Genomic DNA, 16274 nt, shown 5'->3' with positions numbered 1-16274 from the left:
TCCACTCGACTCACGCTCGCCTTCGCACAGCACCCACGTCGCCTGGCCGGTGAGGGGTGCCCGTTGGGCCGATTTCTCAATGAGGCCCGGCGGGTACCCCTCATCGGCCCGCACAGCCCTCGCCGACGAACAGCAACGACCACTCCTCAGAACCCCACCGCCGCACCATCCCGCCTCGGATCACTCGCCGCCACATACCCTTCGACCGCCGGATCGCCCTGGCGCCAGATGAACTGGCCGGCACCAAAGTCCATGTAGCTGTCGTCCAAGCCTTCGAACTGGTGGCCCAGCGCCTGCAGCCCGGCCAGCGTGTCCGGCCGCATTGACCGCTCGGCGTTCAGCGCCCGGCCCCGGTTGAAACGCCAGCGCGGCGCGTCGCACGCGGCCTGCGGGCTCTGGTGGTAGTCGAGCATGCGCACCAGCGTCTGCAGATGGCCTTGCGGCTGCATGTTGCCGCCCATCACGCCAAAGCTCATCTGCGGCTCACCGTCGCGCATCAGGAAAGCCGGGATGATGGTGTGGAACGGACGCTTGCGAGGACCGACGACGTTAGGGTGCCGCTCGTCGAGCGTGAAGCCATGGCCGCGGTTCTGCAGGCTGACGCCGTACTCGGGCACGACGACGCCGGAGCCGAAGCCCATGTAGTTGCTCTGGATGAAGCTGACCATCATGCCGCGCTCGTCGGCCGCAGTGAGGTAGATCGTGCCGCCCTTGACGGGGTTGCCGGCCTGGAAATCCTGCGCCCGCTTCGGGTCGACCAGGCGCGCACGCTCGGCCAGGTAGGTGTCGTCGAGCAGGTCAGCTGGCCGCAGCCCCATGCTCGCGGGATCGCTGACGTAGCGGTAAGTGTCGGCAAAGGCGAGCTTCATCGCCTCGATCTGCAGGTGCTGGCTCTCGACGCCATCGGGGTCGAGGCCGCCGATGTCGAAGTGGCGCAAGATGCCGAGCGCCATCAGCGCAGCGATGCCCTGGCCGTTCGGCGGGATCTCGTGCAGCCGGTAGCCGTGTCGGTAATCGATCTCGATCGTGTCGACCCATTCGGGGCGGTAGGCGGCCAGATCGGCTTCGCTCATCGCACCGCCCTGCTCCTGGGCCTGGCGCGCGATGGCGGCGGCGATCTCGCCACGGTAGAAAGCTTCGGCCTTCGTTTCGGCGATCAGGCGCAAGGCCTTGGCCGCGGCCGGCAAGCGAAACAGCTCGCCCACCTCGGGCGCACGGCCCCGTGGCAGGAAGGTTTCGGCGAAACCGGGTTGGCTGACCAGCTCGTGCACACGCGATGCCAGCAGCCATTTCTGCTGCACGATGACCGGCACCGCATAGCCGCGCTCGGCGATCTCGATCGCCGGCGCCAGCAGGTCGGCAAACGGCAGTTGGCCGAAGCGCTCGGACAAGGCCGCCCAAGCCGAGACGGCGCCGGGCACCGTCACCGCGCCCCAACCGCGCGCCGGCGGGGCCTTCTGGTCGGCGGTGCCTTTTTGGCGGAAGTATTCGGGTGTCCACGCGGCAGGCGCATGGCCGGAGGCGTTCAGGCCCTGCAGGCGCTGGCCGTCCCAGACGATCGCGAACGCGTCGGAGCCGAGGCCATTGCTGCACGGCTCGACCAGCGTCATCACCGCCGCCGTGGCCACCGCGGCGTCGACGGCATTGCCGCCGGCGGCCAGCATGCGCAAGCCAGCCTGGGCGGCCAGCGGGTGCGAAGTGGCCACGATGTTGCGCGCGAAGACCGGCGCGCGGGTGGAGGCGTAACCGGTCGACCAGTGGAAGTCGTGTCTCATGGCAGCAGGCCTTATGGTGCAGCGTCGCCAGTGAAAGGCAAGCGACAGAGTCTGCCACCAGACGCCCGTGGCACCCTTTCCATTCGGCGATGGCCGGCTTGCCGCAGGGGCAATCGCGTCGGCTTGCCGGGCGATCAGCCCACCAGGCGCTCGGCGACGTAACGCTTGACCTTGGGTGGCGCATCGCCGAGGTGAAAGGCCAGGCGCTGCTCGCGCAGGCCGATGTCCGAAGCGGTGAAGCGCTCCAGCCGGCGCTGGTGCTCGATCCAGTTCTCGTCCACGAAGTATTCGATGTATCGGCCCGGCACCGAGGTGTCGCGCAGCAGCGCCCAGGTCAAAGCACCCTGGCGCAGGCGGGCACGGCGGGTCATCTGCATCACGCGCGCGAAATCTTCGGCGCGCGCCGGGTCGATCTGGTACTCGACCGAGACCATCACCGGCCCGTCGTCCGGCGCCACGTTGATCGCCACCTCGGGCACGCTGGCTGGCTGGGCCGGCGTCAGGTCTTCGTCGCCGCCGCCCTCGACCGATACGCGGCGCGTGGCCAGCAGCGCGAGCGGCCCGAACACCGCGGCCGCAATCACCGCGGTGCGCACGCTGCTGAAGCCGGCCACCTGGCCCCACAGCAGCGAACCGGCCGCCGAGCCGCCCATCAACGCCATCTGGTAGATCGACATGCCGCGCGCCCGCACCCAGTTCGGCAACGCCAGCTGGGCCGAGATGGTCAACGAGTTGGCGGTCGAGATCCAGGCCATGCCGGCGATCACCATCGCCGGCAGCGCCAGCCAGATCTCGGGCGAGAAGATCACGACCAACGACATCGCCGCGTGCACCAGCGTGCCGTAGCGGACGAACTGGTCGCGGTCGAAGCGCGCGCGCCACCTGGGGAACAGCAGCGCTGCCGTGATGGCCCCGGCCCCCAGGCAGGCCAGCATCACCGTGAAGCTGCCAGGCCCGCCCCCGTGCAGGCCCTTGGCGATCAACGGTAGCAGCGCCATCAGCGCAGTCGACTGCAGGAAGAACAAGAAGATGCGCAGCAGCACCGCCTTCATGCGCGGCGACTGCATCACGTGCTGCCACCCGACGCGCATCGCGCCGACGAAACGTTCGCCGGGCAGCGCGCTTTCCTTGTGCTGCGACTTCCAGCGCAGGATCAGGATGAAGGCACCGAAAGCCAGCAGTGCGTTGAGCACGAAGACCCAGGCACTCGAGGTGGCCGCGAGGATGGCACCGGCCACCACCGGCCCGACGATGCGCGACAGGTTCATCGCGACGCCGTTGAGCGCCAGCGCCTGTGGCATGTGGTGGCGTGGCACGATCTCGGGCACGATCGCTGCGAAGACCGGCCAGCGCATCGCCAGGCCGATGCCGTTGGTGAAGGTCAAGGCGATCAGCAGCGGCGCCGTCAACGCGTCGGCCAGTGACAACGCCGCGAGCACCACCGCGTTCAGCGCCACCCACAGCTGGGTGGCGGCGAAGTAGCGCCGCCGGTCCAGGATATCGGCCAACGCCCCGCTGGGCAGGCCCAGCAGGAAGACCGGCAGCGTCGACGCCGTCTGCACCAGCGCCACCAGCACCGGGCTGGTCGTCAACGTGGTCATCAGCCAGGCGGCCGCCACGTCGTTCATCCACATCGTGATGTTGGCCGCCAGCCAGGCCAGCCACAGCATGCGGAACAGCGGCGTCGAGAACGGCGCCAATGCCGAGGTCGAGTGGGCGGGGTCGGCCTTGTCGTCTGCAGGTGGGGCGGCAGGCTCAGTCGTCACAAGGCTAGTGTCGCGTCAAAGACGATGGAACGAGAAAGGCCCGCGCAAGCGGGCCCTCAACCAACGGGGTCGCGCAGATCCGACCGGCCCCGCGGGCGCACACGCAGCGCCGCCCCCCCCCTTCAAGTGGCGTGCGCGGATCCGACTTGGCCGGTCCACCGCGCGAGCCCCTTCGATGCCCCGAGGGGGCCGAGGCCAGACATGACCCCTGCCGAGGGGCCGGGCCTCTGGCCCGTCGCGGCCTGCAAGGCGCACCCCGGAAGGGGTGCGCGCGTGGGGGCTCCATCAATCGGCGTCTTGGAACGCTTCTTCGCGCTTGCTCTTGATTGACGGCAGCATCACCACCACGATCATCGCGAGCGCTGCCAGCAACAGGCCCGCCGACAACGGCCGGGTCACGAAGGCCGACCAGTCGCCACGCGACAGCAGCAATGCGCGGCGCAGGTTCTCTTCCATCATCGGGCCGAGGATGAAGCCCAGCAGCAGCGGCGCTGGCTCGCAGCCGAGCTTGTAGAACAGGTAACCGACGAGGCCGAAGCCGGCCGCCACGTATACGTCGAAGTTGTTGTTGTTCAGCGTATACAGGCCGATACAGCAGAACACCAGGATCGCCGGGAACAGGTGGCGGTAGGGCACGGTCAGCAGCTTGATCCAGATGCCGATCAGCGGCAGGTTCAGGACCACCAGAATCAGGTTGCCGATCCACATCGACGCGATCAAACCCCAGAACAGTTCAGGGTTGCTGGTCATCACCTGCGGACCGGGCTGGATGCCCTTGATCGTCATCGCACCGACCATCAGCGCCATCACTGCATTCGGGGGTATGCCCAGCGTCAGCATCGGGATGAAGCTGGTCTGCGCGCCAGCGTTGTTGGCCGCTTCGGGGCCCGCGACGCCGCGGATGTTGCCCTTGCCGAAGGCCACCTCGCCCGGACGGCCCTTCATCTTTTTCTCGACCGTGTAGGCGGCGAACGAGGCCAGCAGCGCGCCGCCGCCGGGCAGCACACCCAGCATTGAGCCGAGCGTCGTGCCGCGCAACACGGCAGGGAAGGCATCCTTGAAATCCTGCCGCGTCGGCCACAGGCCGGTGACGTGCTTAGTAAACACCTCGCGGTGCTCAGCCGGGCGGCCCAGGTTGGCGATGATCTCGCCGAAGCCGAACACGCCCATCGCGATCGTGACGAACGCAATGCCGTCGGTCAGCTCCGCGATGTCGAAGCTGTAGCGAGGTACGCCGGAGATCACGTCGGTGTTGATCTGGCCCAGCAGCAAGCCCAGCAAGATCATCGCAATCGCCTTGACCAGCGAGCCGGAGCCCAGCACCACCGCGCCGATCAGGCCGAGTGTCATCAGCGAAAAGTACTCGGCCGGGCCGAACTGGAAGGCCAGTTCGGTCAATGGCGGTGCGAAGGCCGCAATGATGACCGTGCCGACGCAGCCGGCGAAGAACGAGCCCAGGCCCGCGGCGGCCAGCGCGGCACCGGCACGACCCTTGCGCGCCATCTGGTAGCCGTCGATCGCGGTCACGACCGAGCTCGATTCGCCCGGCACGTTGATCAGGATCGCGGTCGTCGAGCCGCCGTACTGCGCGCCGTAGTAGATGCCGGCGAGCATGATCAGCGCAGGCGTGGCATCGAGCGCGTAGATCGACGGCAGCAGCATCGCAATCGTCGCGACGGGCCCCAGGCCCGGCAGCACACCGATCAGCGTGCCAAGCAAGGCGCCGCCGAAGGCGTAAAGGATGTTGGTCAGCGTGAACGCGGTCTGGAAACCGAGCCCGAGGTTGTGAATCAGGTCCATGTTCGGTGTGTCCTCGTTCTCAGCCGCCGATGAAGCTCGGCCACATCGGGATGGTGAGCTTCAACCCGAGCACGAAGATGGCCCAGGACATGATGGTCAAGACCACTGCGTTGATGATCGACCCGAGCCAGGTGTGCTCTTCGCTCGCGTAGGCCGACATCAGCACCAGCAGCGGCAGCGAGACGACCATGCCCAGCCGCGGCAGCGCGAAGCCGAAGACCACGACCGACACGAGGATCACGGCCAGCGGCTTCCAGGCAAAGGCGCCAATCGGCTCACCGTCTTCGGTCTCGATGGTCAGCGCCTCGAACAGGATCATTCCGCCCAGCAAGGCCAGCAGCACCCCGAGGCCGAATGGGAAGTACGCGGGCCCAGGTCGCGCTGAACTGCCGAAGTTGTAGTTCAGCGCGCCGATGGCGAAAGCACCGCCAACGACAACGAACATCAGCCCGGACCAGAAGTCCCTTTGGCTTTTCACTTTCACGGGCTGTCTCCTCGGGAAAACTGAGGTGGGTACAGGGGTTCGGCGGATTCTAGGGAGCACCCCTGCCAGCGCCGCTGTGGATTACACGTAAGGAGTGAGCGCAGCGCCTGGCGCGCGTACGCAGGCACAGACCACCTCGCGTGGCCCCGGTGGCACCGTGTCGAGCCGGCCGGCGGACGCGCCTCAGGATGCGGTCTCGCTCTCCCAACGCGGGGTGCAGCGCAGCACTTCTTCCAGCGAGGTCAGCCCCTGCGCCACCTTGGCCAAGCCCGCCACGCGCAAAGGCTGCATGCCTTCGCTGACGGCGTGGCGGCGCAGGCGCGCGGTGTCCAGGTGCGGGTGGATGGCCGCGCGCGCCGGCTCGGTCATCATCATCAGCTCGTACAGCGCGGCGCGGCCGCGGTAGCCGGTGCCGCGGCAGGCCGGGCAGCCCACCGCCTTGTGCGGGCGGATGGTGCCAGCCAGGCGCCACGGCGCCGCGAGCGTTTGCAGCGCCTCGACCGAGACCGCCGCGTCGGGCTGCTTGCAGCTGGGGCACAACGTGCGCGTCAGCCGCTGCGCCAGCACACCGATCACCGTCGCGGTGATCAGGTAAGGCGGCACGCCCAGGTCGATCAGGCGAGTAATGGAGGCTGGCGCGTCGTTGGTATGCACCGTCGAAAACACCAGGTGGCCGGTCAACGAAGCCTGGATCGCCATCTCGGCGGTCTCCAGGTCACGGATTTCGCCGACCATGATGATGTCCGGATCCTGCCGCATCAGCGCACGCAGGCCGTCGGCAAAACCAAGGTCGAGCGCCGGTTGCACCTGCGTCTGGTTGAAGGCCGGCTCGACCATTTCGATCGGGTCTTCGACCGTGCAAACGTTGACCTCTTCGGTCGCCAGCTTCTTCAGCGTCGAGTACAGCGTGGTCGTCTTGCCCGAGCCGGTCGGGCCGGTGACGAGGATGATGCCGTGCGGATGCTCGATCAACTCCTTCCAGCGCCGCGCCTCGTCGGCCGAGAAGCCGAGCGCATCGAAGGGCTTGTCGACGGTGCCAGGGTCGAAGATCCGCATCACGACCTTCTCGCCGAAAGCCGTGGGCAGGGTTGACAAGCGCATTTCGACTTCGGCGCCACCACCGGGCACGTTGTCCGGCCGGCGCGTCTTGATGCGGCCGTCCTGCGGGCGGCGGCGTTCGACCACGTCCATGCGTCCCAGCAATTTGATGCGGGCGGTCATGGCGGCCATCACTGGCGCCGGCACCTGGTGCACGAGATGCAGCACGCCGTCGATGCGGAAGCGGATCACGCCGGTGTCGCGGCGGGGTTCGAGATGGATGTCACTCGCGCGCTGCTCGAAGGCGTATTGCCACAGCCAGTCGACGATCTGCACCACGCCCTGGTCGTTGGCGTCGAGCGCATGGTCCTTGATCTTGCCCAGGTCGACCAATTGTTCGAAGCTGACCGCCGAGGCCGCCAGGTCGCCGGTCTTCTTGGCCACGCGCACGTTGGCGGCCAGTGCGTAGAACTCGGTCGTGAAGCGCGACACGTCGTCGGGTGTCGCGAGCACCAGCTTGATCGGGCGGCGGGTGTGGGCCTCGATGTCCGGCAGCCAGGCCACGTCGAACGGTTCACACGTGGCGATGGTGATCTCTTGCGCGCCGACGTTCAGCGGCAGCGCGCGCCGCGTCTCGGCGTAGGCCAGCGACATCACGTCGGCCACCTTGCTGGCATCGACACGCAAGGGGTCGATGCGCTGGAATGGCAGGCCGAAGCGGGCGGCCAGCCAGCGCGTCAGGATCTCGGTGTCGAGTGCACTGCCGTCGCGCACATCCTTCAGCCCCGCGCCCCCCAACCGCAGCAGCGGGTGCAGGCTGGAGCCGGCCTGGCCAAAGCGCTTGGCCAGCACATCGGCCTCCTGTGGCGCCAGCACGCCGTCGTCACGCAGCCACTTCAGCAGCTGCCGCATGTCCAACCGACCCTTCGGCGGCACCGCGGGGCGGGGCGTGGTGCCGGTGGGCGATTGGGTCGATGCGGTCATGAGAGGCTCGGTTCAAATCGGTTCAACGGGCAAGGGCCGGACCATCCGCAGCCACTTGCGCGCCGGCAGGCCATAGCGCTCTTCGATGTTAGCGGCCCGCGCGGTCAAGGTCTCGCGGTCGGGCACCTTTACATCGCGTGCGGCCACGATCACGGTGTTGCCCTCGCGCGTGGGCCGCAGGCTCCAGACCTGGTCGCGGCCGAACACGGCAGCGATGCGGTTGGCGCTGCGGTCGAAGCTGGTGTCACGGCCGAACAGGTTGACGGTCATCACGCCGCCGTCGGCGTCCAACACATTGCGACAGTCGGCGTAGAAATCTTCGTCGTCGAGCACCGGCGCGGCGGCCTCGTGGTCGTACAGATCCACATTCAGCACCTGCGCGACGCCGATGTGTGCGGCGTCGGCCACCCAGCGGGCCGCGTCGTCTTCGACCACCGTCAACCGCGCATCGTCGGCCGGCAAGCGAAACCACAGCCGGTTGGCGCCGATCACTGTGGGGTTGATCTCGACCACCGTGGTCTTCATCCGCAACACCTTGTGGCAAAAACGCGTGATCGAGCCGGCGCCCAGGCCCAATTGCACCGCGTGGCCCTTGCTCACCTCGCCTTCGGGTCGCCACAGCATCCACGCCATCATGCGCTGGATGTATTCGAGCTCCAGCGATTGGGGTTGCGACAGGCGCATCGCGCCCTGCACCCAGGGGGAGTCGAGGTGAAGGTAGCGCACGCCGTCGTGTTCGGACATCGTGGCGCCGGCGAGGTCTTGGGTTCGGGCAGGCATCGGGCGGGACTGTAAAAGAAAACGCCACCCGGGAAACCCGGGTGGCGCCTGGCTGGCCGTGCTTCAGCGGCGAAGATCAGAAGTCGTAGCGCACGCCCAGCGACAGCGAACGGACGCTGGCTTCGTCGTCGTCGTACTCGGCGCGGCTGAAGTCGGCGTCGCCGACGAACTTCAGGTTCGGGTTGAACGAGTAGCCGAAGCCGAGGCCGACGTAGGCCTTGACGTTCGTCTCCGAATCCGAGGCGCTGAGGCCCGGTGCCGAGGCGCGCAGCTTGGTTTCCATGTTGATGGCGCCCAGGCGCACGTTGCCGAACCAGTTCTCGCCGAACGGAACCTGGTAGGCCAGGCCGAGCATCAAACCGCTGGCGCGCGCGGTCGTCCTGACGCTCTGGCCGAGCACCGTCGTCGTGGCCTTGGCCTTGCCAAAGTCGATATAGCCGAGTTCACCGTACAGGTTGCTGGTCAGCTCGTAGCCACCGACCAGCTTGTACGACGTCGTCGAGTTCTTGCACGAGTCCGTGCCGTCGCAGTCGACTTCGATGTGGCCCGCGCCAATGTTGCCGCCGACATAACCCGCGGCGTGGCCGGCGGTGGACAACAGGCAGCCCATCGCGGCGGCCAACGCAAAAGCAATCTTTCTCATCACAACCATTCCTGAGTCATTGTTGAACAACCGCATCCGCGATTGCGGGCGGATTGTCCGGACGCCGCCGTAGAGGCGGCTCACCAAAACAGCCTCAGGACGTAACGCCGTCGCTTGGTGGCGACGGCGTTCTCGGAAAGGTCGAAACAGTCGTTTCAAACAGTCCTTGCGAATCGATCAGACCGCTTGTGCCGCTGGCTGCTTGGCGGCCGTGCGCCAACGCGCCATCAGCTCGCTCCACTTGGCGCGTGCCGTCTTCAGGTGGCGCTCCTTCACGTGACCGTAGCCGCGGATGTCTTCCGGCAGCTTGGCGATCTCGACCGCCAGTGCCAGCTTGTCGGCCGACAGCCCAGCCAGCAGCTCGTCGATCGCCGCGCGGTACTCGCCGATCAGCGCCCGCTCGGTGCGGCGTTCTTCGGTATAGCCGAAGATGTCGAACGTGGTGCCACGCAGCCCCTTCATCTTGGCCAGCAGGCCGAAGGCCGAGCGCATCCACGGGCCGAACGGCTTCTTGATCAGTTCGCCCTGGTCGTTCTTCTTCGCGAACAGCGGCGGCGCCAGGTGGTGCACCAGCTTGAAGTCGCCTTCGAACTGCGCGTTGACCTTGGCCAGGAAGCTCGCATCGGTGTGCAGGCGGGCGACCTCGTACTCGTCCTTGTAGGCCATCAGCTTGAACAGGTAGCGGGCCACGGCTTCGCTCAGGCGCGTGCCCGTGCCGAGCTTGGCTTCGGCGGCTCGCACCTTGTCGACGAAGGCCCTGTACTCGGCTGCATACGCTTCATGCTGGTAGCCGGTCAGGAACTCGACGCGCTTGGTGATCATCTCGTCGAGCGACGGGCGCTTGACGAACTGGATCACCGCGGCGGCCTTGAACAGCGCCTTGACCGACGCCAGGTCGTGCGCGCAACGACGGCCCCATTCGAAGGCGTCCTTGTTCTTCTCGATCTGCACGCCGTTCAGCTCCATCGCGCGCATCAGCGACGCGTGGCTGAGCGGGATGCGGCCATGCTGCCAGGCAAAGCCCAGCATCAGCGGGTTGGTGTAGATCGAGTCGCCCAGCAGCTGCGTGGCGGCTTCTTCGGCGTCGAAGGTGGCGAAGTGGTTCGCACCCACCGCAGCCGAGATCGCCTGCTCGCACTGGCCGGCCGGGAAGGTCCACTCGGTGTCGGTGACGAAGCTGGCCGTCGGCGTCGAGTGGTTGTTCAGCGCAACGAACGTGCGCTCCGGGTGCATCGCGCTCAGCGTCGTCTTGCTCGCCGCGACGATCGCATCGCAGCCGATGATCAGGTCGGCCTTGGCGGTGTCGACCTTGGTGGTGTGGATCGCGTCCTGGTTCTCGGCGATCTGCACATGGCTCCAGGTCGCGCCGCCTTTTTGCGCCAGGCCCGCCGCGTCCTGCGTGACGATGCCCTTGCCTTCCAGGTGCGCGGCCATGCCGAGCAGCTGGCCGATCGTGATGACGCCGGTGCCGCCGACGCCGGCGACGACGATGCCCCAGGCCTGCTCGGCCACCGGCAGCGTCGGCTGCGGAATCGGCGGCAGCGTGAACGGGTTCGGGCGTGTCTTCTCGCCCTTCTTCGAGCCCTTGAGCTGTCCGCCTTCGACGGTGACGAAGCTCGGGCAGAAGCCCTTCACGCAAGAGAAGTCCTTGTTGCAGGAGTTCTGGTTGATCTGGCGCTTGCGGCCGAACTCGGTTTCCAGCGGCTCGACCGAGACGCAGTTGCTTTGCACCGAGCAGTCGCCGCAGCCTTCGCAGACCAGCTCGTTGATGACGACACGCTTCTCGACGTCGGCCATCGTGCCGCGCTTGCGGCGGCGGCGCTTCTCGGTCGCGCAGGTCTGGTCGTAGATGATCGCGGTGGTGCCCTTGAGCTCACGGAACTCGCGCTGGATGTGGTCCAGCTCGTCGCGGTGGTGCACGGTGACGCCGGGGGAGAGTGCCACGCCGTCGTACTTGCCCGGCTCGTCGGTCACGATCACCAGCTTGGACACGCCTTCGCTGACCACGCTGTTCATGATCTGCAGCACCGAGTGGCCCTCGGGTCGCTCGCCCACGCGCTGGCCGCCGGTCATCGCGACCGCGTCGTTGTAGAGGATCTTGTAGGTGATGTTGACACCCGAGGCGATCGACTGGCGGATCGCCAGGATGCCGCTGTGGAAGTAGGTGCCGTCGCCCAGGTTCGAGAAGATGTGCTGCTCGTTGGTGAACGGCGCCTGGCCGACCCAGGGCACGCCCTCGCCGCCCATCTGCGTGAAGGTCTCGGTGCGGCGGCCCGGCATCCAGTTGACCATGTAGTGGCAGCCGATGCCGGCCACCGCGCGCGAGCCCTCGGGCACGCGGGTCGAGGTGTTGTGCGGGCAGCCCGAGCAGAACCACGGCGTGCGGTCGCCGGTCTTCACTTCGAGCGCGGCCAGCGCCTGTTCCTTGGCGGTGATGACGGCGATGCGCTCGTCCATGCGCGCGGCCACATCGGCCGGCACACCCAGCTTCTTCAGGCGCTTGGCAATGGCCTTGGCGATGATCGCCGGCGTCAGGTCGGCCTTGGCGCGCAACAACCAGTTCTCGCTCGGGTTCGGCATCGACCACTCGCCGCCGGAGAGGTCGCCTTCCTGCTCCTGGAACTTGCCGATCACGTTCGGCCGCACGTCCGAGCGCCAGCCGTAGAGCTGTTCCTTGATCTGGTACTCGATGACCTGGCGCTTCTCTTCGACGACCAGGATCTCTTGCAGCCCGGTCGCGAAGTCGCGCGTGATCGTCGCTTCCAGCGGCCACACCACGTTGACCTTGTGCACGCGGATGCCGAGCGCGCGGCAGGTGTCGTCGTCCAGGCCCAGGTCGCTCAGCGCCTGGCGCATGTCATTGAAGGCCTTGCCGCTGGCGATGATGCCGAAGCGATCGCGCGCTGATTCGACGACGTTGTAGTTCAGCTTGTTGGCACGCACATAGGCCAGTGCGGCGTACCACTTGTAGTCCATCATCCGCGCTTCCTGCTCCAGCGGCGGATCGGGCCAGCGGATGTGCAGGCCGCCCGGCGGCATCTGGAAGTCCTCCGGCATGATGATCTTCACGCGATCGGGGTCGACGCTGACGCTGGAGCCCGACTCGACGACCTCCTGGATCGTCTTCATGCCGCTCCACAGTCCCGAGAAGCGGCTCATCGCATAGGCGTGCAGGCCCATGTCGAGGATGTCCTGCACGTTGCTCGGGAAGAAGGTCGGGAAACCGCAGGCCTTGAAGACGTGGTCGCTCTGGTGCGGCGCCGTGGAGCTCTTCGACACGTGGTCGTCGCCGGCGATCGCGATCACGCCACCATGCTTCGACGTACCGGCCATGTTCGCGTGCTTGAACACGTCGATGCAGCGGTCCACGCCCGGGCCCTTGCCGTACCAGATGCCGAAGACACCGTCGTACTTGGCCTTCTCTTTGAACAGGTCGAGCTGCTGGGTGCCCCAGACGGCCGTCGCGCCGAGTTCTTCGTTGACGCCTGGCTGGAACACGACATGGTTGGCGGCCAGGTGCTTCTTGGCACCCCACAGCGCCTGGTCGTAGGTGCCGAGCGGCGAGCCGCGGTAGCCGCTGATGAAGCCGGCGGTGTTCAGGCCGTTGCGGGCGTCACGCGTGCGCTGCAGCATCGGCAGGCGCACCAGCGCCTGCACACCACTCATGAAGGCACGGCCGGTTGGTAGCGCGTATTTGTCGTCGAGCGTGACCGATTCCAGCGCTTTGCGGATCGAGTCGGACAGCGGGGCGTTCATGGCGTGCGTGCTCCTAAAGGGGCTGCGTGTGGCGTGGCAGGAGAGTGCGCGCGAAGGCGCGGTCGGGCTCGTGGCCCGCGCGCCTTGGCGAAGAGGGGTGAATGCGCAAAGTGTAGAAGCAAGCCTGAGACAGGTGCTTTCTTTTGATTGCCTCATCACAGCACTTTGAGAAACAATCTTGCTCCCATGCCGATCCAAGAGAACGAAGATTGCCGAAGTCAGCAAAATCCGGGAAAACCAGTAGTGCCGGACCCGGCCCGGCACCCGCCGCGGTGTCGACAGCCGCCGGCGTCACGCTGGACCGCTACGACGTCGCGATCCTCGACGCCCTGCAGCGCGATGCGCGCCAGTCGAACGCCGACCTGGCCGCCGTCATCGGCCTGTCTGCCGCTCCCACTTGGCGCCGCGTGCGCCGGCTGGAGGAGCTCGGCGTGATCACCGGCTACCGGGCCGAGATCGACCGCCGCAAGATCGGCCTGGGCGTGCTCGCCTTCGTGCGGGTCGACACCGACCGCGACAACGCCGCCGCGACGCAGGCGCTGGAGGCCGCGATCAGGAAGTTGCCCGAGGTCATCGCTTGCCACTACATCAGCGGTGCCGGCACCTTCGAGCTGCAGGTGCTGGTGACCGACCTCGATGCCTATTCACGCTGGACGATGGACACGCTGTTCAAGCTACCCAACGTGAAGGATCTGCACACCAGCTTTTCGCTGGGCGAGGTGAAGGCGGGGGCGGCGTTGCCGCTGGGGCATTTGCAGCCGCGCTGACGGGTCCCCACGTTGCATTACGCTTCGGCCCCATGGACCTGACCCCGGCCCGCCGCGAAATCGTCACCGAGCGCCTGCTGCTGCAAGCAGGCGATGCCAGCCTGGCCGATTCGCTGGCGGATTTCTACCGGCGCAACCGGCGCCACTTCGCGCCGTGGGATCCGCCGACAGCCGAGAGCTTCTACACCGCCCCAGCCCAGGCCGAGCGCGTGCGCCTGGGCCTGAAAGCCTTCGCCGAGGGCACTGGCTTTCGCTACTGGCTGTCGCCAGCCGATGACCCCCAGCGGGTGATCGGCTCGGTCCATTTCAGCCAGGTCTCGCGCGGCGCCTTCCACAGCTGCGTGCTGGGCTATGCACTGGACGAGCGGTGCCAGGGCCGCGGCCTGATGCACGAAGCCCTCTCGGCCGCGATCGAGGAGATGTTTTCACCGCTCGTGAACCTGCACCGCATCCAGGCCGCCTACCGGCCCGAGAACAAGCGCAGCGGTGCGGTGCTGTCCCGGTTGGGGTTTCGCATCGAAGGGCTGGCCAAGGACTACCTGTTCATCGACGGCGCCTGGCGCGATCACCAATTGACCGCACTGACCAATCCCACGTTCAACGAACCGGCCGACTGGTAGCGGCCGGATGCGCATGGGCCGCACGGTCGACGGCGGGATGATCGAATCGACCGACCTTGCACCGCGTCCTTCAAGAAGCCGGTCGGTTGCAAGTTCGCGTCGCGCTCGTATCAACAGGAAAAACCCCAGTGTCGGGCACCGGGTTTGCGTGGAGATCCGGTTCAGAATGCCGCACCTTGCGTCCCTTGCCCTCGCGGCACCCTATTCTTCAATCCCCAACGCACGGCACAACCGTCCTCGGAGATTTCGCATGAGCCATTCACGCTCCACCCCTTCGATGCACCACCTGGCCGCATTGGCCCTGCTCGCCGCCACCGGTGTGCAAGCCAAGACCCTGGTTTATTGCTCCGAAGGTTCGCCCGAAAACTTCACCCCGGCGCTGAACACCACCGGCACCAGCTTCGACGCGGCGCGCCCCGTCTACGACCGGCTGACCCACTTCGCCCGCGGCTCCACCCAGGTCGAGCCCGGTCTGGCCGAGAGCTGGACGGTCTCTGAAGACGGCAAGACCTACACCTTCAAGCTGCGCAAGGGCGTCAAGTTCCACAGCGTGGCCGGCTTTACGCCGACGCGTGAGTTCAATGCCGACGACGTGCTGTGGTCGTTCGAGCGCCAGTGGAAGCCCGAGCATCCGTATGCCAAGGTCTCGGGTGGCAAGTACGACTACTTCGCCGACATGGGCTTCAAGGACGACTTGGTCTCGGTCGAGAAGGTCGATCCGCTGACGGTCAAGATGACCTTCAAGAAGCCGAACGTCGCGATGCTGCCGAACCTGGCGATGGACTTCGCCGCCATCCATTCGGCCGAGTACGCCGAGGCGCTGGCCAAGGCCAACAAGAAAGAGCAGTTCGACCAGGTGCCGGTAGGCACCGGCCCGTTCAGCTTCGTCACCTACCAGAAGGATGCCGTGATCCGCTTCAAGGCCCACAAGGCCTATTGGGGCGCCGAGAAGGCGATGGTCGACGACCTGGTCTACGCGATCACGCCCGATGCGACCGCGCGCTATTCCAAATTGAAGGCCGGTGAGTGCCATCTGTCGAGCTACCCGCGTCCGGCCGATCTGCCCGAAATGCAGAAGGACCCGACACTGAAGGTCATCAACCTGCCTGGCCTGAACATTGCGTACTGGTCGTTCAACACGCAGAAGCCTCCGTTCGACAAGAAGGAAGTCCGCCAGGCCTTCACGATGGCGATCGACAAGGCTGCCATCCTGAAAGAGGTATACCTGGGCGCCGGTACGCCGGCGAAGAACCTGATTCCGCCGACGCTGTGGGGCTACAACGACAAGGTGCAGGACTGGCCGCATGACCCGGCCAAGGCGAAGGATCTGCTGGCCAAGGCCGGCGTGAAGACACCGATGGAAGTCGACCTCTGGTACATGCCGGTGCAGCGTCCCTACAACCCCAATGCCAAGCGCATGGCCGAAATGATGCAGTCCGACCTGGCCAAGATCGGCGTCAACGCCAAGCTGGTCACCTACGAGTGGGGTGAGTACCGCAAACGCCTGCAGCAGGGCGAGCACCTGACCGGCATGCTCGGCTGGAACGGCGACAACGGCGATCCGGACAATTTCTTCTTCCTGCATGGTTGCGATGCCGCACGTCCGGGTGGCCAGAACCTGTCGAAGTGGTGCAATAAGCCCTTTGACGAACGTCTGGAGAAGGCCCGCACCTTGACCGACAACAAGGCGCGCGCCAAGCTCTATGAGGAAATGCAGGCCATCGAGCACGAAGAAGCACCCGACTTCAAGATCGCGCACTCGGTGGTCTACGAGGTGATGCGTAAAGAGGTGACGGGCTACAAGCAAAGCCCGTTCAACACGCATGAGTTCAAAGGTGTCGAACTGAAGTGAGAAAGTGAC

Annotated in this window: 11 protein-coding genes; 3 read left to right on the top strand and 8 right to left on the bottom strand. The window is 66.4% G+C overall.

Annotated features, from left to right (window positions below; genetic code table 11):
- Nucleotides 1–146: 146 nt before the first annotated feature.
- From VFY73_RS08815 to VFY73_RS08780, 8 genes are all read right to left on the bottom strand, one after another.
- Nucleotides 147–1775, bottom strand: a complete 1629-nt coding sequence (locus VFY73_RS08815; RefSeq protein ID WP_329717744.1) for a gamma-glutamyltransferase family protein — start codon at nt 1773–1775, stop codon at nt 147–149.
- Between the two features lie 134 nt (nt 1776–1909).
- Complete coding sequence (locus VFY73_RS08810) at nt 1910–3541, bottom strand: MFS transporter (RefSeq protein WP_414654438.1); 1632 nt, start codon at nt 3539–3541, stop codon at nt 1910–1912.
- Between the two features lie 285 nt (nt 3542–3826).
- The gene (locus VFY73_RS08805) at nt 3827–5341 is read right to left on the bottom strand and encodes a tripartite tricarboxylate transporter permease (protein WP_329717742.1); all 1515 of its coding nucleotides are present in this window, start codon (nt 5339–5341) and stop codon (nt 3827–3829) included.
- Between the two features lie 19 nt (nt 5342–5360).
- Entirely contained in the window at nt 5361–5825 is a 465-nt protein-coding gene (locus VFY73_RS08800; protein ID WP_329717740.1) for a tripartite tricarboxylate transporter TctB family protein, read from the bottom strand.
- A gap of 183 nt (nt 5826–6008) precedes the next feature.
- Entirely contained in the window at nt 6009–7847 is a 1839-nt protein-coding gene (locus tag VFY73_RS08795) for a GspE/PulE family protein (RefSeq protein ID WP_329717738.1), read from the bottom strand.
- A 12-nt stretch (nt 7848–7859) separates the two neighbouring features.
- Nucleotides 7860–8627, bottom strand: coding sequence for a spermidine synthase (locus tag VFY73_RS08790; protein WP_329717736.1), 768 nt, complete (start codon nt 8625–8627; stop codon nt 7860–7862).
- Nucleotides 8628–8703: 76 nt separating this feature from the next.
- A complete protein-coding gene (locus VFY73_RS08785) occupies nt 8704–9270 on the bottom strand; it encodes an outer membrane beta-barrel protein (protein WP_329717734.1) in 567 nt (188 codons plus the stop codon).
- Between the two features lie 177 nt (nt 9271–9447).
- Nucleotides 9448–13026, bottom strand: coding sequence for an indolepyruvate ferredoxin oxidoreductase family protein (locus VFY73_RS08780; protein ID WP_329717732.1), 3579 nt, complete (start codon nt 13024–13026; stop codon nt 9448–9450).
- A gap of 272 nt (nt 13027–13298) precedes the next feature.
- Between VFY73_RS08780 and VFY73_RS08775 the strand changes: the two genes are divergently transcribed.
- From VFY73_RS08775 to VFY73_RS08765, 3 genes are all read left to right on the top strand, one after another.
- A complete protein-coding gene (locus tag VFY73_RS08775) occupies nt 13299–13793 on the top strand; it encodes an Lrp/AsnC family transcriptional regulator (RefSeq protein WP_329717730.1) in 495 nt (164 codons plus the stop codon).
- Between the two features lie 32 nt (nt 13794–13825).
- A complete protein-coding gene (locus VFY73_RS08770; RefSeq protein WP_329717728.1) occupies nt 13826–14413 on the top strand; it encodes a GNAT family N-acetyltransferase in 588 nt (195 codons plus the stop codon).
- A 250-nt stretch (nt 14414–14663) separates the two neighbouring features.
- Nucleotides 14664–16265 (top strand): ABC transporter substrate-binding protein, encoded by a 1602-nt coding sequence (locus tag VFY73_RS08765; protein ID WP_329717726.1) that lies wholly within the window; start codon nt 14664–14666, stop codon nt 16263–16265.
- Nucleotides 16266–16274: the final 9 nt, after the last annotated feature.

It is taken from the genome of Ideonella sp., from assembly GCF_036277275.1.
In the GTDB taxonomy this organism is placed as follows: domain Bacteria; phylum Pseudomonadota; class Gammaproteobacteria; order Burkholderiales; family Burkholderiaceae_C; genus Ideonella.
The sequence above is the reverse complement of the archived record's forward strand: the minus strand, read 5'-3'. Positions and strand labels throughout refer to the sequence as shown.